We start from the raw sequence: 23,762 nt of genomic DNA on the forward strand, positions 1-23,762 counted from the left end.
TATTTATCCTATTTTGTTCCTTTCTTGAGAATGTTCTAAATTCAAATTTTCTTCCGCATATAAATTCAAATAACCTAACAGAAAATAAAAGACGATGAGAACTTCATCATCTTGGAAATAACATTGTAAAAGGCCGGAAAAGAAAAATCCAACCAATCCGTAGGTCATAAAACGAATTGATTTGGGAATATTGGCACTAAGTAATGTAAATAAAATGGTCCCAAACAAAAATAGATACAATATACTCTGTGGGAAACCAAAAACAGCCGTTAAGTGAAAGTAATCATTATGAGCATGACCTCTTTGGGTCACTTCGTAAAAAAAAGCAAGTTCTCGATTCTCTTTTTCTCTCTCTTTTCTAGATGTTTCGATCTCCTTTTGGTAATTCCCAGACCCAATTCCAAAAATGGGATTGTTTTTGATTAAGGGAAAAGTAGAGTCCCAAATAAAGGTTCTACCAGAATCCGTGTGTTTTTCCCCTCCAAAGAGTGGATCGACAACACGTTTCACCGCGCTCGTTGTTTGGTATCCGGTCAGTAATACTATCAAAAAAAATAAGAAGATAATTCCTGTTCGTTTGAGTACTTTTTTGGATATATCCTGATCAAAAAAAATTAAGAGATAAATTCCAAAAAACACACTCACGAGGGCACCGAGTAGAGAAGACCTTGCATTATTAAACAAAAATACAATGGAGATGAGTAAGAGTAACACGGCATGGGAAAAAATTTTGAGTTTTGGTGCTTTGTTGTACCAGGCATCATAAAGTCGGAATACAAAACCTGGAAATACAAATGCTAGAAGTCCGCCAAATGTTAGGTGGGTATTCATTAGTCCGATCGGGAGATAAATATTGAGACTACCGATTTTCCCGTAATGGTGTTGGTAAGGCCAAGAGGAAGATGTTTTGTACAAATCAGAGATGAGTCTCGATAATCGTGTCATTGAAAATATAGAAATGAAACCTGTGAAAACAATCAGTAGGGAAAAAACAAAAAATGTTTTGTATAAAAATGTTTTATCTTCTTTCTTAATTCCTTGAACAGACACAAACGCAGTCACAAGGAAGATGTCTTTCATTTCATCACGAAACGCATGTTTGATGGAGGTGGTATCAAACCCTGCAACGGCGAAATGATACAAAACGGTTACAATTTGCCATGAGTAAAAAATAAATAGAATTTTTACCAGGTTCCCTGCAAGTTTCGGTTTTTTTTCGAGAAATAGAAAAAATACAAAAGATAACAGTAAGAAAAGTTGGCTAAGAGAAACAGAAAGGGCACAGGAAATGATGGACAAGGCAAGAAACGAACGATAGAGTCGGTAAATCATAACTTTGGATGAGAGTAATCCTTTTCTCTCATTTGTAAAGAGGTAACAGTTGCGAGTTTTATATTTTTCCGATACTTTTTTGCCAAAAACCGACGGTGTCGCTGTTTCCATTAAGAATTTTTCTGAACTTTTGGCTCTCAGAGGCCATGAATTTTGTATTTGTGCTCCGAAATACGGGGACGGGGACTTTGATCGGATGACGGACAATATCCAGGTTGTCCGGTTTCGCTCTGGGTATTTGCCAAGTTACCCCGATATCAAAGTGGTTTTACCTTCCCCTGGTAAGATCAAAAGGATCATTGAAGACTTCAAACCAGATCTCATCCACATCCACACACCTGGTCTACTTGGTCTTTATGCCATAAATGCTGCGGAACGATTTGGAGTTCCGACGATTGGAACCTATCATACTTTAATGGCGGAACAGGAAATGTATGTTTCCTTTTACCGCCTTTTTAAACTAGATAAACTTTTTTTTAAGGCAAACAAGTTCAAAAAAAAGTTAAACATAGATGAGTTGGATAAAATCGTCAAATTTGATAATTTTAATATCCGAAAAAAAATCATCCTAAAAATATGCAATGATATCTATAACAGATGTGATGTGGTCATTTCACCAAGTTTTCTCATAAAAGAACAATTGATTGAATATGGAATCACTCGTCCCATCACTGTTGTTTCCAATGGTATGGACTTAAAACGATTCCAAGGGAAACCGAAAGAATATGGTAGCGGTGATGCGCCAAAGTTTTTACATGTAGGCCGAATCTCGTATGAAAAAAATTGTGATATCGTGATCAATGCTTTCAAACTCATCCATGATCAGTTTCCGAAAGCTACATTGACAATCATTGGAGAGGGACCGGCCATCCCATCGTTACAGCGACAAGCAGAACATCTAAACATAAATCAATCTGTAGAATTCAAAGGATTTATCCCGAATGCTGTCTTACATGAAGTATACCCTCAGTATGATGTATTCTTAACTGCATCAACAATGGAAACACAAGGATTAGTTGTATTGGAAGCAATTGCTTGTGGATTACCTGCTGTGGGAGTTGATGCCTTTGCCTTACCAGAACTGATCCGACATGGTGAAAATGGATTCATAGCAAAATCCTTTGATGCAAAAGGAATTGCGCAAGGTGCCTTGGAGATCATCAAAAACCCAGATTTGTATGCAAAGTTTTCGAAACAATCCATTCACATTGCATCTGGTCATGATATGGAAAAATGTGTGGATGCTATGGAAGAAGTGTATGGAAAAGTCATCGAAGCCATGAAAGGAAAAGTAAAAAAGACAACCATCTTTGATTTGTTTTTTGATTTTATGCAATGACAAATCCTTTTGGAATTGAAGTTCGATCCATACTCAGTGTCATTGCGATTTGGCTTACCTTTGTTGCCTACATTCCCTACTTAAAAGGAATCAAAGAGGGAAAAGTCCAACCTCATGTATTTTCATGGATCATTTGGGGAGCCACAACTTGTATCGTTTTTTTTGCACAATGGGTTGGGAATGGTGGCATTGGAACATTACCCATTGCCATCTCTGGGATCACAACATTTCTTGTTGCCCTTTTCGCTTACCATAAACGCGGTGAGATTAAAATTACGAAAGTGGATTGGTTCTTTTTTATTTTAGCTCTCTCGAGTTTACCATTTTGGTTTTTTTTCTCTAGTCCACTGGCTGCCGTGATTGTTTTGTCCATCGCTGATTCTCTTGGATTTATCCCCACCATTCGAAAGGGTTATACTTTGCCACATTCAGAACCACTTGGTTTTTATTTAATATTTTTAATCAGAAATACACTCGCTATCATAGCATTGGCCGAATGGAACCTAACTACTGTTTTGTTTCCTGGTTCGGCAGGCCTTGCTTGCCTTGTATTTGTTTTACTTGTAAAGTTTAGACAAAAACATCAAAAAAGTTTTTCAACTACTCTAGATTAGGTAGAGGGTAAAAGATCACAGATCGAACTTGTTTGCCATCTTCGGTTTCTTCGTAAGTGACTTCTGCTTGTTTGGATCTGACTGGCAAATACAATTGGATGGTCTCCAACAATTCATAAGCACTGAGAGTGTAATCTAAAGTTTTAATTGCCAAACCAAGTGTCAAAAACCTTTCTTTTGTGACAGTTTTTGTCTCAGTTTTTTTCGAAACAATTAACCATTTGTAAAGTCTTGCCGATCGATTGGTATCGAGTAGATGATTGAGATCAAGTTTGGCTGTCGGTAAAACGGCGGGAGTTTGAGAAAATGAAATTTCAATTCCACGATGTTTCGATTCACTCAAGCGTAGAGAAAGTTGTTTGTCAAACAATTCGTCATCCATGTACTCGATTCGGTCACAAGTAGAATAAACCGTTTCGCATAAATTCCCATAATTTTTATGGAAAAAGAAAACTTGTAATATTTTACCATTTGTTGGATGAAACAGTACTTTTGCATTATAGTGTTCCATCCTGCCAAATACAATGAGGGAGCGAATCCGTTTATAAATATTATACGATATACCAAATAAATCTTTTACAACGGGAACTTCGGTCATCCCAATCCCGCGCGTTGCAATATAAAATGGCTCAAAACTAACATGTCCATCTCGTTTTGTGATTTCACGGAGGTATTCGGTAATACCATCCATTTTGGATTCGGAAAGAGACATGGGAGATTGTAAGAAGTTGACAACTACTTTCCCTCCGTTTTTTCCTAACTCCGTCCAAACTTCCTCCATGTATTTGCCATCTTCTGAATAAAAAATTTCCCGACAGTATCCTACTTGGCATTTGATTTGTTTTTCGTATTCTTTTTTGTTCGGTGAAGGTAAGTAAACCGGTTGGAATTCGGAACTAAACTCTTCGGCATAATCATTTCTCGTAGAAAAACAAATCAATAAGATTAAAAAAAGGATTTGGATTTTCGTGAGTTTTGTTTTTTGAAAGTTTTGGATGTGGATTGCGGAGAAAAAATGCCTAAATCGTTTGAACATCACCGACTCCAAATATCAATTACAAATGTATCACAAATCAAATCACCAAAGAGTGTTTACATTTTGGATGAGGCGAATTCGTCTCACCACATCCAAAGGATCAATGAGTTCCATACAAGCATGATCCCCTCGCCAACATTTTGTATTCCCATAAATGGAACACGGCCTACAAGGTAAGTCAACTTGCAAAACTCCAGAGTCTTCTTGGGCAAACGGTCCAAAACCCGAGACTGGGTGAGTGGTTCCGTAAATTCCAATCACAGGTTTTTTGAGGAGGGCTGCAATATGAACGTTGGAGCTGTCCATTCCAATCATCACATCCAATCTGTCCATGATCCCAAGCTCCCCACGGATTCCTAATGAGCCACCTTGGACGATATGGACAGGTGTTAGGTTGTTTTTTAAAATTTCTAATTCTTTTGCTTCGTCGCGGCCGCCAAATAAAAATACATGACAATCTGGAAATTCAGATACCAAAACTTCTACGAGTCGTTTGCATTTTTCAAAGCTCCATTCCTTTAATTCGTGGCCAGCGAACGGTGCAAATCCAAACCATTGTCCTTCTTTTTTGTCGATGCCAATCGACTTAAAATAGTCTTTGGCAAACATTTTGGATTCGCCATCTACATTCAGCCATGGGCCTTGTAATGGAGCGTCATAACCTGATTTACGGAAAACATTCAAATAACGTTCCACAGTATGAGGGAGTTGATTTAATTTTTTATTGTAACGTCTTGTCTGTGCTAATTTTTCTCGTCGGCCTTTGATGATTTTGGCATAGGGAACACCTTTGCATCGGAAAAAAAATGCAATGAGTCTAGATCGAACAGATCCATGAAGATCGATGACATTTCCGAATGGACCTAATTTGTCAATGTCTCGGTACATCCGCCAAAGACCCAAAAGTCCTTTGTATTTTTTAAGATTGATACCTAATACATTTAGGTTTGGGATATTATAAAAGAATGGAGCAAAATTTCCTCTAGTAACAACTGTTAGCTGAATATTGGAATATTTAGCGGCAATCGCGATGAGGGCAGGTGTCATTAAGGCAACATCTCCCATCGCAGAAAACCGAAGTACGAGAAGGTTTGTCATTTTTGATTCTTATAGAGAGAAGGGTTTAGATTTTGGTCATTGTACATTTTCATTTGGCGGTATACTTTGACTCGTTTGATCCCTTTTGCATAATCATCAAACAATTCCGCTAAACATTGTTTTAAATCTTCTCTTTGTTCGAGTAATACGTTCAATTTGGATTGGCACTTCTCGATATGTTCTTTGGTGGCAGAGGAATCTTTTCGATTCACTTGCTCTTCCATATGATAAATTTTTAATTCTAAAATACTCATCCGATCGAGTAACCATGCGGGTGATTCGGAATTGAGCCTTGCATCTGGTTTCGGAGTGATGGATCGAAACATCTCGATCACGAAGTCATCGAGTTTTTCCACTGTATCCGTTCGGTCTTGGTTTAGTTTGTCTATTTTTCGTTTGAGTGCGACAACTTCTTCCAGCGCAATGTCTGGCCGACGGATTTCGTCTTCGATATGCCATTGGATGGTGTCCACATGGTTTTTTTGATAGAGGGTTGCCTCAATTGTACCTTCGGGATAAGGATTGGGGTGAGGGGCTTCGTTTTTATGCCAATCCAGAACAGATTCTTGGAAAATAGAGACGGCTTTTGTGGCTTCCAATGCTTTCATATCGTAATGCAATTCACGTTTTCATATGGTTTTTGGGGTTCAATCCAAATATTTCCTAGGTTTTTCGCTTTCTTTTGGAACCCTACCCATTCTTTTGAAAAAAGATGTGTTTAGTCGTAATTGCCCTTGGGATCCACCCGACGTTTCCGCTTGTTTTGGCCTCCAATCGAGATGAATTTTTTGAAAGGCCAACCGAAGGTTTGCATGTCTGGGACAAGGAACCAAAGATCCTTGCGGGTAAAGACTTAAAGGCGGGTGGGACATGGCTTGGTGTGAATTCGTTTGGAAAACTTGCTTTCTTAACCAATGTCCGTAATCTCAAAAAACCTCCGCACCCAAATCCCAAATCGAGGGGAGAGCTCGTGTTTCGCTTTTTGGAATCAGATGGAAATTTTTCTCTGAACGATTATGCAAAAGAGGTCCATTCGGCAAAAGATAACTTTGAAGGATTTAATTTATTTCTCTTTGATGGAAAGGAAGCGGTGGCTCTCGGTGGCGATCCTTTTTCTATACAAGCGGTGGGAACTGGATTTCATGCGGTGAGTAATGCCAGTTGGAATACCCATTGGCCCAAAACAGACAAACTCCAATCCCAAATGCAAACCATCCTATCCCAATGGATAGAGGCAGATCTTTCTCAATCAGAAATCGAATCCCAAATATTTGATTGTTTGAATGATGCAGAACTTGTAAAGGAAGAGAAACGTTTGCCAGACACAGGGATCGGCATCGTACGCGAAAGGTATCTGTCGTCTGTACGAATCAAAACATCTCATTATGGAACGAGGGCATCAACTTTGGTATTTTATGGAAAAGAATCTGTGGAGATGATCGAAAGGTCATTCTCCGATCCGTTATCAGATGGATATACGGAACGGAGAGAGGTATTGAAATTCTAAAGGATCAGTCTTCCAATCGGAAATGGTTCATTGGGAAAGCTCCTGTGATTTCTTTCACAGCTGCCTTCACTTTGGATTCAAAACTTGTATCACCAAAATGTTCTAAGTAATCACAAATCAAATTGCCAACGGCTTCGATTTCCTTTTCTTTGAGTCCTCTTGTGGTGAGAGCAGGGGTTCCGAGTCGGATCCCTGATGCCACTGCGGGTGGATTTTTATCAAAAGGGATTGCGTTTTTGTTTACCGTTACACCGATATGATCGAGGCCATCGGCTGCATCTTTTCCTGTGAGTCCTTTCACTGAAACATCAAGTAAAACGATGTGGTTGTCCGTTCCCCCAGAAACCACTCGGAATCCACGTTTTTGGAACACTTCCGCAAGGGTTTTTGCATTTTTTACCACTTGTTTGATGTAGGTTTTGAAATCTGGTTGGAGGGCTTCTCCGAAGGCCACTGCTTTTGCTGCAATCACATGCATGAGCGGTCCACCTTGGATTCCAGGGAACACCCTCGAATTCAAAATCTTTTCATGTTCGGAAGAAGATAGAATCAGTCCTCCTCTTGGTCCGCGTAGAGTTTTATGCGTTGTGGTAGTGACAAAATCACAAACTCCAATGGGACTTGGGTGTTCACCAGCTACCACCAAACCAGAGATATGTGCAATGTCTGCCATGATTTTGGCACCAATTCCATCTGCGATTTCTCTAAATTTGTTAAAATCTATGACACGAGGATAAGCTGATGCACCCACAACGATGAGTTTTGGTTTGTGTTCTTTTGCTAGTTTTGCCACTTCATCGTAATTGATGGTTTCTGTTTTTTCATCCACTCCATATGGGATTGGTTTAAAATACTTTCCGCTGATGTTTACCGCACTACCGTGTGTTAGGTGGCCGCCATGTGCCAAATTCATTCCAAGGAAACTATCTCCTGGTTCAAGGGTTGCAAGGAAAACTGCCATATTCGCCTGAGCACCGCTATGTGGTTGGACATTTGCATATTCAGCACCAAACATTTTTTTGGCTCTTTCAATGGCGAGTTCTTCCACTCTGTCAGCATTTTCGCAACCATTGTAGTAACGTTTTCCAGGATACCCTTCCGCGTATTTATTGGTCAGTGTAGAATGATAAGCTTCAAGAACAGGACGCGAAACAAAATTTTCACTCGCAATCATTTCGAGGGAATGTTCTTGTCTTTCGTCTTCTTTTTTTAAAGCGGCGTAAACTTCGGGATCTTGTTTTTCTAAATAACTCATGTCGGAATTTCTCTATGGAGTGTGTATTCTGGATTTTGGTATTTCTTCTTGCGAATAGATTCAGATTCTCTGAGCACTTGTTTCCGAAAAGTAGAAAAGTCCTGCGAAAAGAAGGAAATTTTTGAAAAATCACTGGGAATGGGTTCTCCCAAGTATTGGAACACTTCTCGTACCAAATCCACTGCCCATTTTTCTTCCGAAAAAAACGTGGGTAAGGATGTGAGAAACTCCTTGTGGGATCTTTCTTTGCGGTAATCAGGTTCTTCTGGCGGGTGGTGTAAAACTTCGCCCACTCGTTTGATGAGGTCCTCTTCTAAAATTAAGGTGCCATGTTGGACGATACATCCACGTTTGCGAAATTGTGCATTCCCCGAAATTTTTTTGAAAACACCATCTTTTTCCAAAACGAGATCGGATTTCCCTTTGGGAAAGGACTGGATGTTTTGGTGGGATAATGATTTTGAGATGATTCCCAAGATTCGATCATAACTGTCTTTTACTGGGAATAATTCCTTTCGAGTCTCTAAATTAAAATAAAGCGAATAATTGATATTACCAGTTAGGGAATGGAAAACAGTCCCTCCACCAGAAGCACGTCTGGCAATGTAACAAAAGTTTGGTTTTGGTTTTTTCCCAAAACCCACTTCGTTTACTTCCTTTTCGTAGGCACTCACTACTTCTTCTTTGATATTGCGGTATGGGTTTTCAGAAAGCCCAAGGATGATGGAGTCTGGATTTTTCCATAATCGGATCCCTGCTGAGATCTGTGAGTTGACTAAATTTACGGCGATGGCTTCCTCGACCGCCAAATTATAATAAGGCGATCTTGGAGGGATCGGAGGGAAAAAAAATACTTTTGGATTCACTCGTTGAAGTATTTTTGGCTAGCTTCGTTTAAAAACTTACGTTCTTTTCTAGAAAGAGATTCCATTCCGTTTTTCGAAATTTTTTCCAAAAGTTCATCCACTTTCGATTTGGCATTTTCTCGTTTCGCCATCTCTTCTTGGTAACGCATAAATCTACGTTTTTGTAAATACCGTGAGAGTGACCAAGTGGGAAGAGAAGATTTGGTTCCTTTCCAACCTGTATACAGTTTCATTAAAATCACACCACCAATCGCACCACCCAAATGAGCAAAGTGAGCCACCCGTTCTCCTTGCGCAAAAAGAACCATAAGCATCACAATCATCACAAAGTATTTGGCTCGCATGGGAAAGATGAGAAAGACGAGAAGTTCTCTGTTCGGCCAAGTCATTCCGTAAGCGACAAGTAATCCATAGATACTAGCACTAGCTCCAACGACCACACCTTGGGGGATCCCAAAGTATTGGGCTGTGATGGTACCAATCCCACCAAGGAATGCGGTAAAAAAATAAAATTTAAGAAAGGCTCGTTCACCCCAAACTTCTGCCAGTTCCGACCCAAACATCCAAAGGCTTAACATATTGAAGAGGATGTGTAAAAAACTTCCGTGTAAAAAAGCATAACTCACAAGTTGCCAGACCCAACCTCGGAACACGAGTTCTGGAGAGAGTCCCAAATAGAGTTCCACCAGAGGTGAGTGGAAGGTAAGTTTGATCACCAATTGGAGGATAAAGAAGATGACATTGATGAAAATGAGAGTGCGGACAACAGGGACCATGGGAGGTCCAAATCGAAGTTCATATCCTGGGGTACGAGAGGCCATAAATTCAAGGTCGTAAATCTTGAGTGACAAGGAAAGTCGATTTCCTAGCATCGAGGAAGTGATTGTGCAACTCTACGGAGTCCGCGGTTCCATTGCGAGCCCCCTCCGAAACCAAGACTACCGCAAAAAGATAATCGAGATTCTAGACCTCTACAAACAATCTGGGGCTGAAGGGTCAGCGGATGAATTTTGGCAAAATCTCCCGTACCATTTGAAATTTGTCACAGGATCTGACACAACCTGTGTTTCTGTCACAGATGATGATGGGGAAACCTATGTTTTGGACATGGGGACAGGTCTTCGTAATTTAGGGGATGAACTTGTTTCCGAATACTTCACGAACCAATTGAAAAAAACCATTTCGTTTTTCATCACTCATACCCATTGGGACCACATCCAAGGCCTACCTTTTTTTAAACCCATTTATTTTCCAGACTTCCATTTGCATTTTTATTCTCCCTATTCTGATTTAGAAAAACGATTACATACCCAACAAGAACCAGAATTTTTCCCCGTTCCTCTGGATGGAACGGGTTCCGCAAAAGAGTTCAAATTGTTTTTCCCAGGGGATGTTTTGGAATTTCCTTCGGGACTCAAAGTGGAATGTTACCCTCTCAAACACCCAGGTGGATCCTTTGCGTATAAATTCACAAACCGAGCCGGGAAAATTTTTATTTTTGCAACCGATGCCGAATTTACGGGAGCAGATATGGATCTCATCCACGACTGTATGCCTTTTTTTGCTGACGCCGATTTACTCATACTCGACACCCAATATACGCTCGATGAATCTTTTTCTAAATTTGATTGGGGGCATACAGCATATACCATGTCTGTGAATTGTGCCTCAGCTTGGCGTGTGAAAAACTTGGTGCTTACTCATCACGAACCAAGTTACTCTGACGAAAAAATTTATGAAATATATGAAAGTGCCAAATTGCACAAACAGCAATTAGGCGAAAAGAAATTAAAAATTCATTTAGCAAGAGAAGGACTAAGGTTCCACCTATAATGACTATGAACAAAGAAAAAACACTACGTATCACCATCACAACATTCTTTAGTATTGCCTTATTTGGTGGACTTTTTTTTGGATACATCCTTTCCGAAGTGAACAAAGGAAAAGAACTTCAAAAGCTTGCATCCTATCAGCCCACAACACCAACAAAACTTTATGATACCAATGGAATCCTAGTTGCGGAACTTTACCGTCACAAACAAGAATTATTAAAATACAGTGACATCCCTCCACATGTGATCCATGCCTTTTTATCAGTTGAGGATGATAACTTTTTTAACCACTTTGGAATTGATTTTTTGGCAATTGTACGCGCTGCGATTAAAAATATATTCGCAGGACGGATCGTCCAAGGTGGATCCACATTAACCCAACAGTTAGCAAAAACCATTCTGCAACAAAGGAAAAAAACCTTTGGACGTAAATTCTTAGAAGCGCTTCTCACTCTGCAAATTGAACAAGAATATACCAAAGAAGAAATTTTGGAAATTTACTTTAACCTCATTTATTTGGGACATGGAACCACTGGTTTGTCTTCTGCGGCTAATGTTTATTTCCAAAAAGATGTCAGGGACCTAAGCATTGCAGAAGCAGCAATGCTTGCCCGTTTGCCGAAAGCCCCTGTAACCTATTCTCCTTTTAAAAATCCCAAAGAAGCCAAACAAGCGCATATGGTAGTGCTTGGACTTATGGCAAAGAATGGATTCATCCCTAAAGACCAAGTGCAAAAGATCCATGATGATTTTTGGGATCGTTATTGGCCTGTTGTCATCACACAATCTCCGTCTCGTTCCACTTGGGGTGCCAAACTCAATAGAGCTCCTTATTTTACAGAGTGGGTGCGCCAAATCCTAGAAAAGGAATTGGGCGAAGAAGCGTTGTACACAGGTGGTTTACGAGTGTATACCACTCTAGATGTGAGAAAACAAGAAATTTCAGAAGAAGAACTTCGAAAAGGCCTAATCGAACAAGATAAATATGCTTTTGGAGCAAACTTTCGTTATGCGGGACGGGCGGATCGAGGCCTCGTTTCTTTATACAATTTGTTTAGTTCTATTTTCCCTGTGGGTGTGCCGTATGTGACAAGCCTTGATGACAGGCAAGTTTTCCGTTTGCATTTGGAAAAAGAAATGGCACCCGCTCTCGAACTATTAACAGACTTTGTGCCTTCGGAAAACGAAAGTGCGGCTGTTAAAGAATTCCAAAGGTCGTCTCTTGTGTTTTCCTCCAACTTACACGTAGAAGGTGCAGTGATTACCATTGACCACCAAACAGGATACATCCAAACCATGGTAGGAGGATCTCGATTTTCTCCTAAAAACCAATTCAACCGCGCCATGCAAGCAAGACGCCAAACCGGTTCCGCTTTCAAACCGTTTGTGTATGCAGCGGCCATCCAAAACAGGGCCGTTGGTTCGGGAACGGGGATTATGGATGCTCCACTCACAACGATTACAGAAGAAGGGGAGGGATATTCTCCTCAAGATATCTCCGGCGACTTCCGTGGGATGGTACCTTTATCGCGTGCCTTATCTTTATCACTCAATATTGTTTCAGTGCAAGTTCTCATGAGAACTGGGACGGACTCCGTCATTGATTTTGCTTCAAAAGTCACCAAAACAAATAAATCTCGTTTCCCAACGGGACCTGCCCTGGCACTTGGTGTGGCAGAACTCACTCCTTATGAAATGGCACTTGGGTATTCGATTCTTGCCAACAAAGGAAAGGATGTGATTCCATTTAGCGTTCGTTATGTATTAAACCAAAGTGGAACGGTGGTTTATAATAAGGAAAAAGAGGTCCAAGAAACTTTGGCTGAAGAAGCAAAAAACGGGACCATTCAAATCATTCCCGAAGCCACAGCATATATCATAAAACAAATGTTAATTGGTGTGGCTATGGGGGGAACTCCCACCCAAGCTTTACGTGCAGCGGACAAGGGGAATTACAAAGGGGAATCAGGTGGTAAAACAGGATCCACTTCTTCCTATACCAATGTTTGGTATGCTGGTTTTGACCCGAAATACACTTCTATCGTATGGATGGGATTTGATAAATCGTCTCTATCCTTAGGAAAAGGTGTGACCGCTGCGGGAGTTGCCGCTCCGATTTGGGGTAAGATGTATTCTCGGTTTTATAATGAAGGACCTTACCCAAGTTTTTATCCCAATGGAAAATCGGAAGAGATCCCAGCAGATGTGGTCAAAGGCGCAACCTGTGCCTTCAACGGACTGTCTCCTGGACCCAATTGCCCTCTCACGGGAAATTTATTCCTAAAACCCATTACCATTGCTGGTCGGACTTTGGCCGTTCCTGGGGGAAGGCAGTGTGATGGAGACAGGGACCATTACCGCTCTATGGACTTAAATGATTTCTTGCAGAGAGAGTTGGAAATTTCCGACGACGAGCTCAAATAAATTCGACCCAAAATCAAACGAGGATTGGAGTGAATCGCCTCCTCCCATCCCCGGTGCAAATCGGCATCTCATTCCCCATCTCTCACGGATGGGAACCAATTCCTTCGAAACAAGTCATTCTGTGTAAATTTTAAGCATTTTTCTCAACCCAAGGGGCCATTCCCATTCGAGGATCGCCATTCTCTGGGGTTTTAAGCCCAATATGCTTTTGGCACGATAGTTGCATCTATTCTACTGAACGGTTCGTTCGGAGGGAATATGAAAAAACTACTCTTAACCATCATCCTTTTGGCTATCAACTTCTCTGTGAAAGCAGGTGAGTCTTCTTATTTAAATGATGATGTTTCTTCCCTCATTGGCCAGTACGATAACGAAACTTTGGCTGCCATTTCCAATGAACTCGTCAAAATGGCGAACGAAGAGGAAGGAATGGGAGAGTTTGATTTGGCATCCACTCATTATGACCGAGCCATCAAAATCCGTGAAGCGATTGGAATGAAAACTCACAAAAGTTTTGCATCCATCCAATACCTAGCAAGCCAAGCTTATTCAAAGGCTGGTAACTTCTGCGAAGCCTCCCTGTATGCGAAGAAAGCAAGTGATGCATTTCGTGAACACGGAATTGCAAAATTTGAACAAAAAGCAGAATTGGAATCAAAAGAATTTGCAAAGGCATGTGCTGTGGTTGCCGTTCGATAATCCAAAATCCATATTGTTATGATTCTTTCTAGAGATGGTTACCCTTTTTTTGATTCTTCTTCGAATCAATCCAACTTCACGTGATGATACACGTGGGGTTGGAATTCTTTTTTTCCATACTTCAATTTAGCAATTTCGAATAGTTTCGTTTTTTGATACGCTAGATCCGATTCCCAAGCAATTCCAAAATTAGCTTCTACGTATCCTGATTCATATTGGAGAGGATATAAGGAATGACCGTCATAATCATACAGTAAGTTGTGGTGGAATTTTTTTGTTTCATCCAAAGTAAATGTTTCACAAGGAATTCGTTTGGTGAGGTGTTTTGTTTTCTGCTTTGGGGTGAGGGGAACTTGGCATTCCTTTGTATTCAATTCCTTTGTGGAAAATAAAACCCAATCATTCGATTTTTCAAACTCACCTTTCCCAATGATTTGGCGAAACAAGATATGATCATCATACACCCGCCATTCTCTCCAAACTTTTTTAAATTTTTGATCGGTAAGGATATGGATGGTTTCCGACCAAACCAATTGAAAGGTTTTGGATCCCATGGCAGATTTTTTTTCCGTAGGTCTCTCATAGTTTCCTAACGGTAACTTCGAATCTCTTGGAAAATCAGATGGAAGTGTTCGAATCCATCCCAGTTTTGGGGTACAAAAACAGGAGAGGCAAAAAGACAAAACCAAAAGAAGTAGGGTCGTCTTCTTTTGGTTGTTTGAGGAGTGAGTTTCTCTGATGGAATTTAGTTTAGAACTGGAAGTAGATAAAATCTTGCCCACCATCCCCAAAGATTCCTAAAAGGAGTAAAATCACAACTGATAGAATGGGGAGTAATATATTTTGGAAAGGTTTTAGTTTTTCATACACAAGAGGTGAGTATTGGAACCAATTGAACATCAACCCCAGTGCTATGAAAGTAGGGAGTTCGTCGACACGAGCGAGAGTATCCCCCGTGTTCCGAAGGGTCAGTACTCCTTTGAAGATTTCATACGCTACATTTAAGGATTCTGCCCCACGTGCGGCTGCCCGGAAAAATACCCCAGAGAATGTGAAGATAATGAAAATCACAATGGTGCGAATGATCCCCGCCAATGGAAAGGTATCAGGGATAAATTTCTTTTTCCCTCGGTGTAAATACAAGGATCGTTCGATCCAAATGAGTGCTCCCAGGTAGGCCCCCCAAAGGACAAAGGCCCAATTGGCTCCATGCCATAGACCTCCCAGGCACATGGTGATGAATGAATTTAAATTAGATCGAAAAATGGAACCTTTACTCCCACCTAATGGGATGTAGATGTAGTCTCGTAACCATGAAGATAAGGTGATGTGCCATCGGCTCCAAAGTTCACGGAACGACTGAGAAAAAAACGGTCCTTGGAAGTTTTCCGGAATTTCATAACCTAATAAATTGGCTGAGCCCCGCGCCATATCCGTATAACCAGAAAAGTCACAATAGACTTGGATCGCAAAGGCAAGTACGCTAAAAAAAATGGAAAAACTATCATACTTCCCTGGATCCATATACAAAGGAGAGATGATGGGAGCGATGTTTTCTGCAATGATCACCTTCTTAAACAATCCACCAATGATGAGAAAAATTCCTTTTTTCATTCGGTCAGGGTCAATCGTTGGGTGGTCAAGTTGCGGTAGGAAATCCTGAGACCTCATGATCGGCCCTGCAATCAGCTGTGGGAAAAAGAGGATGAATAAAAAGTAATCCACAGTGGACATACGTTTCTCAATGATCCCTCGGTGGATATCCACTTGGACGGCAATGATTTGGAAGGTATAAAAACTGATGGCTAGTGGTAAAAAGATACTCCAAGAACCTGAAATCTCTTTAAAACTAGGATACCCAGTTAAGGAAAACAAAGAATCTGTGATGAAGTAAAAATACTTAAAAAAAGCTAAGTTGAGAACGTTTAAGATGACAATGGTATAAAGGACATTGTCGTGTTTTTCTCCCTTGTCTTTTTTCCGAAACATCCATTCGCTAAACCCATAGTTGATGAGAATGACGAGAAGGAAGTGGAATAAAAAAGGGAAACTGAAATAGGCATAAAAAATAAGGGATGAAACCACAAGAAGGGGTTTTCTTCCCTTCTGTGGAATGTTCCAATAGATCAAATATGTGAGAGCAAATAAAATTAAATACGGAATCGAATTGAATAACATGAATTAGGTAACCTTAAAAACTAGATATCCCAGAGATATAAAAACTTCGCGTTCGTTCCTGTTCCTAGAAGTTTATCTGCGATTCCAAATGAAATTGGGTTCCCTTTCACATCTGTTGCTTGGTAGATATTTTCGACAGGAACTTTCCCTCTTTGGTAAGTCACAATTCGTGGTGAACCTTGTGGGTTTCCTTCATACTTCGGGTGTTTCATGAGTTCGATTACAAAATTATCAAAGTATCCGATAAAATCGATCATCCCTTCTTTTTGCGCTTGTTCTGCCGTAAAGATCCTTCCATCACAAATTTCCTTGAGTCTTGCTTCGGAAACTTTGGGGCGACCTTTTTTGACCACTTCAAAAAATCGGGAATACAAACTATCAATGATGGATTGTAAAATTTTTCTTTGTTCCGCAGTCATTTCCGTTGTCGGTGAACCAAGTGCTTTGTTTGGACCAGAAGTAAAGGATTGGTCTTTGATTCCAATTTTATCCAATCCTTCTTTGACATTGATCCCAGACATGATGACTCCCACCGATCCTGTAACAGTCGTTGGGTGAGCACCGATCGAATCCGTCGCCATGGCGATGTAATAAGCACCACTGGCAGCCGTGTCCATAAAACCTGCAAAAACAGGGATCCCTTTTCTTTCTTTGAATTTTTTGATCTCTTGGTAAATGATATCGCTCGCAGTGACCGTTCCGCCAGGTGAGTTGATTTTTAAAATCACACCTTTGACATCAGGGTCCCGTTCGGCACGTTTCAAAGATTCTTTCACTCGGACGACCATGGAATCGGAAGAGGGGCCAAAAAAGGCTTCTTTTCCTTCGTCAGAAATCATCCCTTCGATGGAGATAATTACGATTTTTTCTTGATCCTTTCCTGCGATGAGTTTCTCTTCGAATTCAGACTTTGCGGTTGGAGGGAAAAGATTCATACTATTCCCAATGACACATGATTCTGTAAAAAGAACCGAAAGAAGAACGACGGAACGGATAAGACCAAACTTTCTTAAAGGCATACAAACCTTTCTAAGATGGCAAACTCTGACTTCAATCATTTTTGGGAGATAAATCTTGCACCAACTGAAAACTAAATTCTCAAGGTTTGAGACAGAACCCACAGGCGGTGGGCAATGGTTGCATTTGTCCCTCCTTTCCCCTGTTGACGGGTCCAGTGTCTCCGTTGTGGCAGGGCATAAACCACCCGATCCCTTTTTTGCTTCTGGTTCGTTTTTGATGTTCCCTTGGGTGAACCGTTTGGAGCCGAATCCATGGGCACGGGAGCCGTTTTACCCGAGCACGCATTGGCTGACAGACGGGAACGGGATCCCACTCCACGGTTTATTCCACAATTTGCCAAGGACTGTCTCCGAGGAGAAACAAGGGGAGAATGAGTCATTCGTGAGTTTTTCGATGGAGATTCCAAAAGCCTGGGAAGGGACCTTACTTTCCAAAATTGAAGTCAAAGAAACATACCAACTTTTCCCATCCGAACTCAAAATCATCTATGAACTTGGGAATACTTCCGACGTCGAATTCCCTTTTGCTTTAGGGATCCATCCTTACTTTCGTTGGAACGAGGAGGAAAGTATTGATGATTTATTTCTCATAGGATCTGGTTTTCACCAAATCAAACTAGGAGATTATCTTTTGCCAGAACGTGTGTTAGATGACGAATTATTGCTCCATGGAGAAATTCCACTCATGGGAAAAAATTTGGATGATCTCTATGTTTCCAAAGGAAATGAAATTCCCTACATTGGCCTCTTTTCGATGAACAAAAAAGAAAAACTACTGATCTCCGGTGGCAATTTTTACCAAGTGTACACCCCACAAGACCGTCGGTCCATCGCGATTGAACCGATGACAAGTACTGGGAATTTTTTACACTTCCCTGGTGCTAATCCTAATATGATCGCTCCGCATTCTGTCAAAAGAATTCAATTTTCGATTCGGTTGGATCAATTCTAAAAAAAATCCATCTCTTTATCGAACAGACTGTCTAACAAAAAAAAAGAGGATAGTCCCCCAATGTCAGATGCCCTAGTGAATACTTGTAAACAAATTAGTAAAAACCTTTTGGAGATCAAATATTTCGCTGAGAAAAAAAACACGAGTCGAACTTCTGTTTACCGAGCCTTACAAGACCAAAAGATCAATGAGGTTGTCATCGGTAAAAATTCACGATTTGTTATTTTAGATGATGCGGCGAAAAAGTGGAAACCTGGTAGACAGTCCTAAACTGAAGTTCTTCTGCGTTCAGATTGGTTAATACCCAATCTGAATTTTGTAGTGGAGTTGTTTGGTTCCAGATTTCGATGGGAATGAGTTCTCGAATGGAATTTGGAACCAATGGTCTAAGTCCAAAATACTCTAACAAGTATTCGTCGCTAGTAGTCTCGAGTAGGTATCCTAAAAAACTATCGTACACTCTACCGAAACTTTTGTCCATGTGACTGTCTCTTGTTTTGATGTAACACTCAGCAAGTTTCGGAAACGGGGCTTTGAATTTTTTGAGTGAGAAGCGGTATTGGATGGCCTTTAGGTATCCTATCCGAAATAAAATTTGTGATTCCCCTGAATGGAATTGAATGTGCCGAAACCCTGTTGGGTTTTGAATTCCCGACATTTCCATCCTTGTTTGCACTATTTCCAAATTCCCTAAGTACAATTTCACAGGTTCTTTCCACCACCTCGTGATGGTTTTCAAAATACTTGGATTTTGGATCGGCCTAGTTCCAATGCCTAATTTTTCCCGTAAAATATTTGTTAGGTGATTTAACTTCTGTTTTGTAAACCATGTTGGGAAGAGATAGTATGTGATCGATTCTAAGAAAGTTAAGTTTTGGAATAAAACAAACGAGAACGAAGAATGAGAGAGTGGTTCTGGTTTTGTTTTCCAATCGAATACTTGGAAGGGATTCCAAAAAGGGAATCCAAATTCTTCCCATTCCAATACCATTTGTTGTAATTTTGTTTCCTGGATAGGGAGATGTTCTAAGGAAACAGTGAGTTCGTAAGTTTTTTGGAATTTCCGCATTTTTAGTACCAATCGGTCGATCTATGATAACAAGATGAAAGATTTAGCCTTTGAGAATCAAAGTTTTTTATGGGGAAATGAGGCAGGTCCCATTCGGATCCTTTCGGAATACCTCCACCCCAAGGCAGAACTGAAAGCGCACGGGATCACGGACACCATCGTTGTCTTTGGATCAGCCAGGATTCCTTCCCCCGAAGCGAAAAAAGTCGGAGGTTATTCCCCTCTGAATGAACTGAGCCAGTATTATGAAGAAGCAAGGGAGGTCTCACGTTTGATCAGTGAGTGGGCCGATGTTTTAAAACAAGAGATCCCCGATCGTAATTTGCATATCTGTACGGGTGGAGGGCCTGGGATCATGGAAGCGGGGAACCGCGGTGCCAAAGAAGCCGGGTCCAAATCGGTGGCTCTGAACATCGTGCTTCCGCATGAACAAAACCCAAACCCGTATGTGAACCCAGAGCTGACATTTGAGTTTCATTATTTTTTTATGCGGAAACTTTGGTTTATGAAGACCTGTCGTGGCATGATTGCCTTCCCTGGTGGGTTCGGAACCTTTGATGAGTTGTTTGAAACCTTAACTCTCGTCCAAACAGGGAAAAAAAGTCCGATCCCCATTCTCCTATATGGGAAAAAATTTTGGTCAGAGGTCATCAATTTCAAAAAATTAGCGGAGATGCGTCTCATCTCGGAAGAGGATCTCCATTTATTTGGTTATGCGGATTCACCCATCGAGGCGCTCCGATTCTTTCAGGAAAAGATTCGTTTCGAATTGACCCATTCTGAGGGTACAAAAACATAGCGAAACAAGGTAATAATTATGGCTAGAACATGTGTAGTAACCGGAAAAGGAACAACGGCAGGGAACAACGTATCCCATTCTCATAAAAAGAACCGCCGTATCTGGAAGGTGAATGTGATCACAAAAAAAATCTTTTTGGAAGACGAGAACCGTTGGGTTCGCGTGAAGATTTCTACACGTGCTTTACGAACCCTTCGTAAAAAAGGTTTGAAAGTGGCAATCAAAGACCACGGCGGTGACATCACTGCGATCACTCCTAAAAAATACGTAGGAATCACTCCCAAAGCACAACCAGTAGCAACTGCTTAAATTTCAGATTTAAGTTTGTTTGTGGATTGAAACGATCCAAAAAAACACCAAAAATCACCGAAGTCTACCGTCTCTTGGAGGCGGAGTTCGGTGTCGTAGAAACCCCCCTTACATTTTCTATACCATACGAGCTTGCCATCGCTGTCATCCTCAGTGCACAGTGTACGGACGAACGTGTGAACCAAGTCACACCTGAACTCTTTCTTGCATTTCCTACCCTCGAGTCCTTTGCGAAAGCCCCTCTTTCTGCGATTGAAACGAAAATTTTCTCCACTGGGTTTTATAAAAACAAAGCCAAAAGCATCCAAGGGTTTGCGAGGATGGTTCTTTCTGAATTTGGTGGGGAACTTCCAAAGACAATGGAGGAGGCGATTCGGCTCCCTGGGTTCGGGAGAAAAACCGCCAATGTGGTGCTTGCTGAAATTTATGGAGTGGTGGAAGGATTTGTGGTGGATACCCATGTGAAACGGCTCACAAAACGCCTCGGGTTTACCAAAAAAACGGATCCCATTCAAATCGAACGGGAAATGATGAAGATCACTCCTAAGGAAATTTGCCGAAACCTATCTCTTTACCTAATATTTCTCGGTCGGAAGTATTGCCAGGCTCGCCGTACATTTTGTTCGGATTGCCCTCTTTCTTCCCTATGTCCTTCTTATTCGGAATAGGTTGTTCCAAACCTTCTTCTGTTTCTGATTCCTTTCTTTGTTTCCAAGAACGATTGCGGTCCGTGAGATTGATGGATTCCAGTTTATAATCCATTCGAATCAAGTTTCGTTTCCTAAAAAACAAATTGAGTGTACCAAGCCTTCCATAGTCTTTTGGGCATTCAATTTGGTGCACATTGGAAAGGTAACGAAACCTTGCTTGTGGTTTTTTTTCGACGAGTAAAAAGATGGGAAGATCCGGGTGGTTTTGCCAAGGGATGAGGGGGATTTTGGTTTCTTCATCTGGACCCACATAAACAATCCAACCATCTAATTCCTCAGTGTTTTTGGCAGTAATGAGTCCTTCTATAGAACCTAAACCTAGTTTGACGGGCCCATGTTCCATCTCTATGGTTTTGGATAAATGGAATCCATCAAATGGAAATTCCAATGGTTTGTCTTTTTTGCCAAAAGGATACAACATGTACCCTTTTCCACGTTTTAAGTCCAAATCCATTTTCTCCCTCTCCACAAACCCAAGGAGGGCACTGAGTCCCCCGCGTCCTTCCTCATCCATTTTCGTGAATAGGTCTTTTCCGCAGTGGAAAAAGAAACGAAGGGGTCTGTCTTCCAAACTTTCGTGAGCAAAAACCATTGAAACGGAAAGAAATAATCCAATTGTCAAAATCGACAGGGAGAATCTTCCAAGAAAGGAAAGACGGATATTCATATTTTGTGACCTTGGTTCTAAGAACGGAAGAATTCGAAACAGAATGAACCAAAAAACCTACGGCCTGTCTAAACTAAGGGCAGAAAGGATGCCATGAACTTCTTCAAAAATCTTTTTCTCTACGCTAAAATGGTTAAATTTTCCCATACACTCTTTGCTCTGCCCTTTGCTGGGATTAGTTTTGTTCTCGCATACTTAGAGTCTAGTCTGGATACGGGTGACCTGCTTCGGATTGGTGCACTTATCCTTGTTTGTATGGTGAGTGCTCGGAGTGCCGCGATGGGGTTTAACCGCTACGTAGACTCTGAAATTGATGAAAAAAACCCACGCACCCAAAATCGTGAAATTCCTGCAGGGAAAATTTCAAAACTATCGGCCCTTCTTTTCATTGGGTTATCGTCCTTTATCTTTATCTTTGCTAGTTTCTTTGTAAACAAACTGGCGTTTTTACTTTCTTTCCCTGCTCTTTTCATCCTTTTTTTGTATTCGCTGACCAAACGATTCACTTTGTTTTGTCACTTGGTTTTGGGTTTTGCCATCTCCCTTGCCCCACTTGGTGCTTGGATTGCCATTACTGAAACCATTAGCCTAGTTCCCATTTTATTTTCTTTGGGACTATTGTTTCATATTGCCGCCTTTGACGTGTTATATGCGATCCAAGACATGGACTTTGATGCCAAAGAAAACCTCCACAGCATTCCCGCAAAACTCGGAGAAACCAAATCACGAATCATTGCCGTGGTGTTACACAGTTTGTCTTTTGTGTTTTTTATCTTTGCTGGGATCAGTGCCGAACTTGGGTTTATGTATTTTCTCATCCTTTCTGTGATTGGAATTTTGGTTATGTATGAACACAAAATTTCTTACCAATACAAATCAAAAGACCTACCTCTCATTTTTTACCAAATCAATTCCTGGATCAGTGTGGTTTTATTTTTAGCCATTCTCTTTGACAAATGGAATGAGTTTTTACTTAAAATTTCTTCAGGGATCAGTTTTCGATGAAACTCGTTGTGGGTCTTGCTGGGGCGAGTGGAAGCATTTATGCCGCAAGATTTTTAAAGGCTTTGTTTTCGATCGAAGGTGAAACCTATATCACAGCAAGTCCTGCCTCACTTCGCATTTTTTCAGAAGAGTATGAAACCAGTGTCAAAACTACTGAAGACATTTTATTGTTTGTGGAAGAGAAGTGGAAGGTAAAACCCAAACACAAATTCCATGTGCGCAATTTTTTGGATATTGGATCAGACATTGCCAGTGGTTCCAATGTTTGGGATGCCATGGTTGTGATTCCTTGTAGCATGAAAACTGTGGCTTCGATGTCAGCAGGTCTTACGGAAAATTTAATTGAACGTGCGGCCGATGTGACACTCAAAGAAAGAAGGCGCCTCATTGTTGTGCCAAGAGAAACTCCCTATAACCGCATCCACCTCCGCAATATGTTGGCTTTGGATGAAGCGGGTGCCATCCTCCTACCTGCATCTCCTGGGTTTTACCAAATGCCAAAAACATTGGATGATCTGGGTGATTTCATTGCAGGGAGGATTCTGAATTTACTTGGCCATTCGCAAACCCTCTTCCCTAAGTGGGAGGGGTAAAGTTACGGAAATAGGCTGTGGGTTTTCCATTCTCACCTAAACACACGTAGGTGATGTCACTTTCAATCACGGCAGACATCTTTCCCGTTTGGGGGTGGTTTGTGATGGCAAGGGTTCGTGAGGTGATGGAAGATTTTCCGTATTTTACGATTTTTCCATAGATTTGGATGATGTCACCCGCCCGAGCCGGCGAGCGAAACACCACATTGTCCATACTCATGGTCACAATGTTTGTGTACCGGATTTTGTTCATGACATACATTGCCATTCCCTCATCAATCCAGGAGAGCATTTTCCCCCCAAAAAGATTGTTGTGGTAGTTTAAATCGTCTGGTTGGACCAAGTGTTGGGTGACAAGTTCCATATCCCGGAGTTTGTTCTGAATTGTCTCGACCATAAATACCAAAAAATATGTTTTCGATTTATTCGATACCAAAAACCCTAGAGAAAAGATTTCCG

The 23,762-nt window shown here is 41.0% G+C and carries 25 protein-coding genes; 13 read left to right on the top strand and 12 right to left on the bottom strand.

Features of this window, described 5'->3' with window-relative positions; genetic code table 11:
• Window positions 1–3: 3 nt before the first annotated feature.
• A complete protein-coding gene (locus LEPBI_RS04910; protein WP_012388005.1) occupies window positions 4–1,332 on the bottom strand; it encodes an O-antigen ligase family protein in 1,329 nt (442 codons plus the stop codon).
• A 49-nt stretch (window positions 1,333–1,381) separates the two neighbouring features.
• Here LEPBI_RS04910 and LEPBI_RS04915 point away from each other — a divergent pair, with 49 nt between their 5' ends.
• Together LEPBI_RS04915 and LEPBI_RS04920 are read left to right on the top strand one after the other, a co-directional pair.
• The gene (locus tag LEPBI_RS04915) at window positions 1,382–2,671 is read left to right on the top strand and encodes a glycosyltransferase (RefSeq protein ID WP_012388006.1); all 1,290 of its coding nucleotides are present in this window, start codon (window positions 1,382–1,384) and stop codon (window positions 2,669–2,671) included.
• Window positions 2,668–3,285, top strand: a complete 618-nt coding sequence (locus LEPBI_RS04920; protein WP_012388007.1) for a hypothetical protein — start codon at window positions 2,668–2,670, stop codon at window positions 3,283–3,285. The genes LEPBI_RS04915 and LEPBI_RS04920 overlap by 4 nt, the downstream gene beginning before the upstream one ends.
• On the opposite strand, the gene LEPBI_RS04925 is transcribed toward LEPBI_RS04920, so the two are convergent.
• Genes LEPBI_RS04925 through LEPBI_RS04935 form a run of 3 tightly spaced genes read right to left on the bottom strand, consistent with a single transcriptional unit; the run spans window position 3,272 to window position 6,027 of the window.
• A complete protein-coding gene (locus LEPBI_RS04925) occupies window positions 3,272–4,321 on the bottom strand; it encodes a hypothetical protein (RefSeq protein ID WP_012388008.1) in 1,050 nt (349 codons plus the stop codon). The two genes, LEPBI_RS04920 and LEPBI_RS04925, sit on opposite strands and share 14 nt — an antisense overlap.
• 42 nt (window positions 4,322–4,363) lie before the next feature.
• Window positions 4,364–5,419: a glycosyltransferase family 9 protein gene (locus tag LEPBI_RS04930; RefSeq protein WP_012388009.1), complete on the bottom strand. Its 1,056-nt coding sequence runs from the start codon at window positions 5,417–5,419 to the stop codon at window positions 4,364–4,366.
• Entirely contained in the window at window positions 5,416–6,027 is a 612-nt protein-coding gene (locus tag LEPBI_RS04935; RefSeq protein ID WP_012476183.1) for a DUF4254 domain-containing protein, read from the bottom strand. The genes LEPBI_RS04930 and LEPBI_RS04935 overlap by 4 nt, the downstream gene beginning before the upstream one ends.
• Before the next feature lie 104 nt (window positions 6,028–6,131).
• Between LEPBI_RS04935 and LEPBI_RS04940 the strand changes: the two genes are divergently transcribed.
• Complete coding sequence (locus LEPBI_RS04940) at window positions 6,132–6,926, top strand: NRDE family protein (RefSeq protein ID WP_012388011.1); 795 nt, start codon at window positions 6,132–6,134, stop codon at window positions 6,924–6,926.
• Between the two features lie 4 nt (window positions 6,927–6,930).
• Here the strand turns inward: LEPBI_RS04940 and glyA are convergent, their stop codons facing one another.
• Genes glyA through LEPBI_RS04955 form a run of 3 tightly spaced genes read right to left on the bottom strand, consistent with a single transcriptional unit; the run spans window position 6,931 to window position 9,868 of the window.
• Window positions 6,931–8,181: a serine hydroxymethyltransferase gene (gene glyA / locus LEPBI_RS04945; protein ID WP_012388012.1), complete on the bottom strand. Its 1,251-nt coding sequence runs from the start codon at window positions 8,179–8,181 to the stop codon at window positions 6,931–6,933.
• Window positions 8,178–9,047 carry a lipoate--protein ligase family protein gene (locus LEPBI_RS04950; protein WP_012388013.1) on the bottom strand — a complete coding sequence of 290 codons (870 nt, stop codon included), beginning with the start codon at window positions 9,045–9,047 and terminating at the stop codon, window positions 8,178–8,180. The genes glyA and LEPBI_RS04950 overlap by 4 nt, the downstream gene beginning before the upstream one ends.
• Window positions 9,044–9,868, bottom strand: coding sequence for a rhomboid family intramembrane serine protease (locus tag LEPBI_RS04955; RefSeq protein ID WP_012388014.1), 825 nt, complete (start codon window positions 9,866–9,868; stop codon window positions 9,044–9,046). Before LEPBI_RS04955 ends, LEPBI_RS04950 begins: the two co-directional genes overlap by 4 nt.
• 58 nt (window positions 9,869–9,926) lie before the next feature.
• Here LEPBI_RS04955 and LEPBI_RS04960 point away from each other — a divergent pair, with 58 nt between their 5' ends.
• From LEPBI_RS04960 to LEPBI_RS04970, 3 genes are all read left to right on the top strand, one after another.
• Entirely contained in the window at window positions 9,927–10,880 is a 954-nt protein-coding gene (locus LEPBI_RS04960; RefSeq protein ID WP_012388015.1) for an MBL fold metallo-hydrolase, read from the top strand.
• Window positions 10,881–10,885: 5 nt separating this feature from the next.
• Window positions 10,886–13,303 carry a penicillin-binding protein 1A gene (locus LEPBI_RS04965; protein WP_041769968.1) on the top strand — a complete coding sequence of 806 codons (2,418 nt, stop codon included), beginning with the start codon at window positions 10,886–10,888 and terminating at the stop codon, window positions 13,301–13,303.
• Window positions 13,304–13,561: 258 nt separating this feature from the next.
• Entirely contained in the window at window positions 13,562–14,002 is a 441-nt protein-coding gene (locus tag LEPBI_RS04970) for a tetratricopeptide repeat protein (protein ID WP_012388017.1), read from the top strand.
• Between the two features lie 65 nt (window positions 14,003–14,067).
• On the opposite strand, the gene LEPBI_RS04975 is transcribed toward LEPBI_RS04970, so the two are convergent.
• The 3 genes from LEPBI_RS04975 to sppA form a co-directional block, all read right to left on the bottom strand.
• Window positions 14,068–14,691, bottom strand: a complete 624-nt coding sequence (locus LEPBI_RS04975; protein ID WP_012388018.1) for a hypothetical protein — start codon at window positions 14,689–14,691, stop codon at window positions 14,068–14,070.
• 61 nt (window positions 14,692–14,752) lie between these two features.
• Entirely contained in the window at window positions 14,753–16,180 is a 1,428-nt protein-coding gene (locus tag LEPBI_RS04980) for an MBOAT family O-acyltransferase (protein ID WP_012388019.1), read from the bottom strand.
• Window positions 16,181–16,200: 20 nt separating this feature from the next.
• Window positions 16,201–17,199 carry a signal peptide peptidase SppA gene (sppA, locus tag LEPBI_RS04985; RefSeq protein ID WP_012388020.1) on the bottom strand — a complete coding sequence of 333 codons (999 nt, stop codon included), beginning with the start codon at window positions 17,197–17,199 and terminating at the stop codon, window positions 16,201–16,203.
• Window positions 17,200–17,254: 55 nt separating this feature from the next.
• Between sppA and LEPBI_RS04990 the strand changes: the two genes are divergently transcribed.
• Window positions 17,255–18,151 carry an aldose 1-epimerase gene (locus LEPBI_RS04990; RefSeq protein ID WP_012388021.1) on the top strand — a complete coding sequence of 299 codons (897 nt, stop codon included), beginning with the start codon at window positions 17,255–17,257 and terminating at the stop codon, window positions 18,149–18,151.
• Between the two features lie 60 nt (window positions 18,152–18,211).
• Complete coding sequence (locus LEPBI_RS04995) at window positions 18,212–18,421, top strand: hypothetical protein (RefSeq protein ID WP_012388022.1); 210 nt, start codon at window positions 18,212–18,214, stop codon at window positions 18,419–18,421.
• Here LEPBI_RS04995 and LEPBI_RS05000 read toward each other — a convergent pair.
• Window positions 18,372–19,220, bottom strand: a complete 849-nt coding sequence (locus LEPBI_RS05000) for a hypothetical protein (RefSeq protein ID WP_012476184.1) — start codon at window positions 19,218–19,220, stop codon at window positions 18,372–18,374. The genes LEPBI_RS04995 and LEPBI_RS05000 overlap by 50 nt on opposite strands.
• A 34-nt stretch (window positions 19,221–19,254) precedes the next feature.
• Here LEPBI_RS05000 and LEPBI_RS05005 point away from each other — a divergent pair, with 34 nt between their 5' ends.
• From LEPBI_RS05005 to LEPBI_RS05025, 5 genes are all read left to right on the top strand, one after another.
• Entirely contained in the window at window positions 19,255–20,019 is a 765-nt protein-coding gene (locus LEPBI_RS05005) for an LOG family protein (RefSeq protein ID WP_012388024.1), read from the top strand.
• An 18-nt stretch (window positions 20,020–20,037) separates the two neighbouring features.
• The gene (gene rpmB / locus LEPBI_RS05010) at window positions 20,038–20,328 is read left to right on the top strand and encodes a 50S ribosomal protein L28 (RefSeq protein WP_012388025.1); all 291 of its coding nucleotides are present in this window, start codon (window positions 20,038–20,040) and stop codon (window positions 20,326–20,328) included.
• A 26-nt stretch (window positions 20,329–20,354) separates the two neighbouring features.
• Window positions 20,355–20,996: an endonuclease III domain-containing protein gene (locus LEPBI_RS18865; RefSeq protein ID WP_012388026.1), complete on the top strand. Its 642-nt coding sequence runs from the start codon at window positions 20,355–20,357 to the stop codon at window positions 20,994–20,996.
• A gap of 802 nt (window positions 20,997–21,798) precedes the next feature.
• Window positions 21,799–22,710 carry a UbiA-like polyprenyltransferase gene (locus tag LEPBI_RS05020; protein WP_012388028.1) on the top strand — a complete coding sequence of 304 codons (912 nt, stop codon included), beginning with the start codon at window positions 21,799–21,801 and terminating at the stop codon, window positions 22,708–22,710.
• The gene (locus LEPBI_RS05025; protein WP_012388029.1) at window positions 22,707–23,303 is read left to right on the top strand and encodes a UbiX family flavin prenyltransferase; all 597 of its coding nucleotides are present in this window, start codon (window positions 22,707–22,709) and stop codon (window positions 23,301–23,303) included. Before LEPBI_RS05020 ends, LEPBI_RS05025 begins: the two co-directional genes overlap by 4 nt.
• On the opposite strand, the gene LEPBI_RS05030 is transcribed toward LEPBI_RS05025, so the two are convergent.
• Window positions 23,287–23,700, bottom strand: a complete 414-nt coding sequence (locus LEPBI_RS05030) for an acyl-CoA thioesterase (RefSeq protein ID WP_012476185.1) — start codon at window positions 23,698–23,700, stop codon at window positions 23,287–23,289. The genes LEPBI_RS05025 and LEPBI_RS05030 overlap by 17 nt on opposite strands.
• Window positions 23,701–23,762: the final 62 nt, after the last annotated feature.

It is taken from the genome of Leptospira biflexa serovar Patoc strain 'Patoc 1 (Paris)' (assembly GCF_000017685.1).
Taxonomy (GTDB): Bacteria; Spirochaetota; Leptospiria; order Leptospirales; family Leptospiraceae; genus Leptospira_A; species Leptospira_A biflexa.

What these genes read in the sequence shown, in the direction of transcription:
- LEPBI_RS04910 (WP_012388005.1), bottom strand. Translation starts at nt 1,332, where the DNA reads ATGATTTACCGACTCTATCGTTCGTTTCTTGCCTTGTCCATCATTTCC.
- LEPBI_RS04920 (WP_012388007.1), top strand. Translation starts at nt 2,668, where the DNA reads ATGACAAATCCTTTTGGAATTGAAGTTCGATCCATACTCAGTGTCATT.
- LEPBI_RS04925 (WP_012388008.1), bottom strand. Translation starts at nt 4,321, where the DNA reads ATGTTCAAACGATTTAGGCATTTTTTCTCCGCAATCCACATCCAAAAC.
- LEPBI_RS04930 (WP_012388009.1), bottom strand. Translation starts at nt 5,419, where the DNA reads ATGACAAACCTTCTCGTACTTCGGTTTTCTGCGATGGGAGATGTTGCC.
- LEPBI_RS04935 (WP_012476183.1), bottom strand. Translation starts at nt 6,027, where the DNA reads ATGAAAGCATTGGAAGCCACAAAAGCCGTCTCTATTTTCCAAGAATCT.
- LEPBI_RS04940 (WP_012388011.1), top strand. Translation starts at nt 6,132, where the DNA reads ATGTGTTTAGTCGTAATTGCCCTTGGGATCCACCCGACGTTTCCGCTT.
- glyA (WP_012388012.1), bottom strand. Translation starts at nt 8,181, where the DNA reads ATGAGTTATTTAGAAAAACAAGATCCCGAAGTTTACGCCGCTTTAAAA.
- LEPBI_RS04955 (WP_012388014.1), bottom strand. Translation starts at nt 9,868, where the DNA reads ATGGCCTCTCGTACCCCAGGATATGAACTTCGATTTGGACCTCCCATG.
- LEPBI_RS04965 (WP_041769968.1), top strand. Translation starts at nt 10,886, where the DNA reads ATGAACAAAGAAAAAACACTACGTATCACCATCACAACATTCTTTAGT.
- LEPBI_RS04970 (WP_012388017.1), top strand. Translation starts at nt 13,562, where the DNA reads ATGAAAAAACTACTCTTAACCATCATCCTTTTGGCTATCAACTTCTCT.
- LEPBI_RS04980 (WP_012388019.1), bottom strand. Translation starts at nt 16,180, where the DNA reads ATGTTATTCAATTCGATTCCGTATTTAATTTTATTTGCTCTCACATAT.
- sppA (WP_012388020.1), bottom strand. Translation starts at nt 17,199, where the DNA reads ATGCCTTTAAGAAAGTTTGGTCTTATCCGTTCCGTCGTTCTTCTTTCG.
- LEPBI_RS04995 (WP_012388022.1), top strand. Translation starts at nt 18,212, where the DNA reads ATGTCAGATGCCCTAGTGAATACTTGTAAACAAATTAGTAAAAACCTT.
- LEPBI_RS05000 (WP_012476184.1), bottom strand. Translation starts at nt 19,220, where the DNA reads ATGCGGAAATTCCAAAAAACTTACGAACTCACTGTTTCCTTAGAACAT.
- LEPBI_RS05005 (WP_012388024.1), top strand. Translation starts at nt 19,255, where the DNA reads ATGAAAGATTTAGCCTTTGAGAATCAAAGTTTTTTATGGGGAAATGAG.
- rpmB (WP_012388025.1), top strand. Translation starts at nt 20,038, where the DNA reads ATGGCTAGAACATGTGTAGTAACCGGAAAAGGAACAACGGCAGGGAAC.
- LEPBI_RS05020 (WP_012388028.1), top strand. Translation starts at nt 21,799, where the DNA reads ATGAACTTCTTCAAAAATCTTTTTCTCTACGCTAAAATGGTTAAATTT.
- LEPBI_RS05025 (WP_012388029.1), top strand. Translation starts at nt 22,707, where the DNA reads ATGAAACTCGTTGTGGGTCTTGCTGGGGCGAGTGGAAGCATTTATGCC.
- LEPBI_RS05030 (WP_012476185.1), bottom strand. Translation starts at nt 23,700, where the DNA reads ATGGTCGAGACAATTCAGAACAAACTCCGGGATATGGAACTTGTCACC.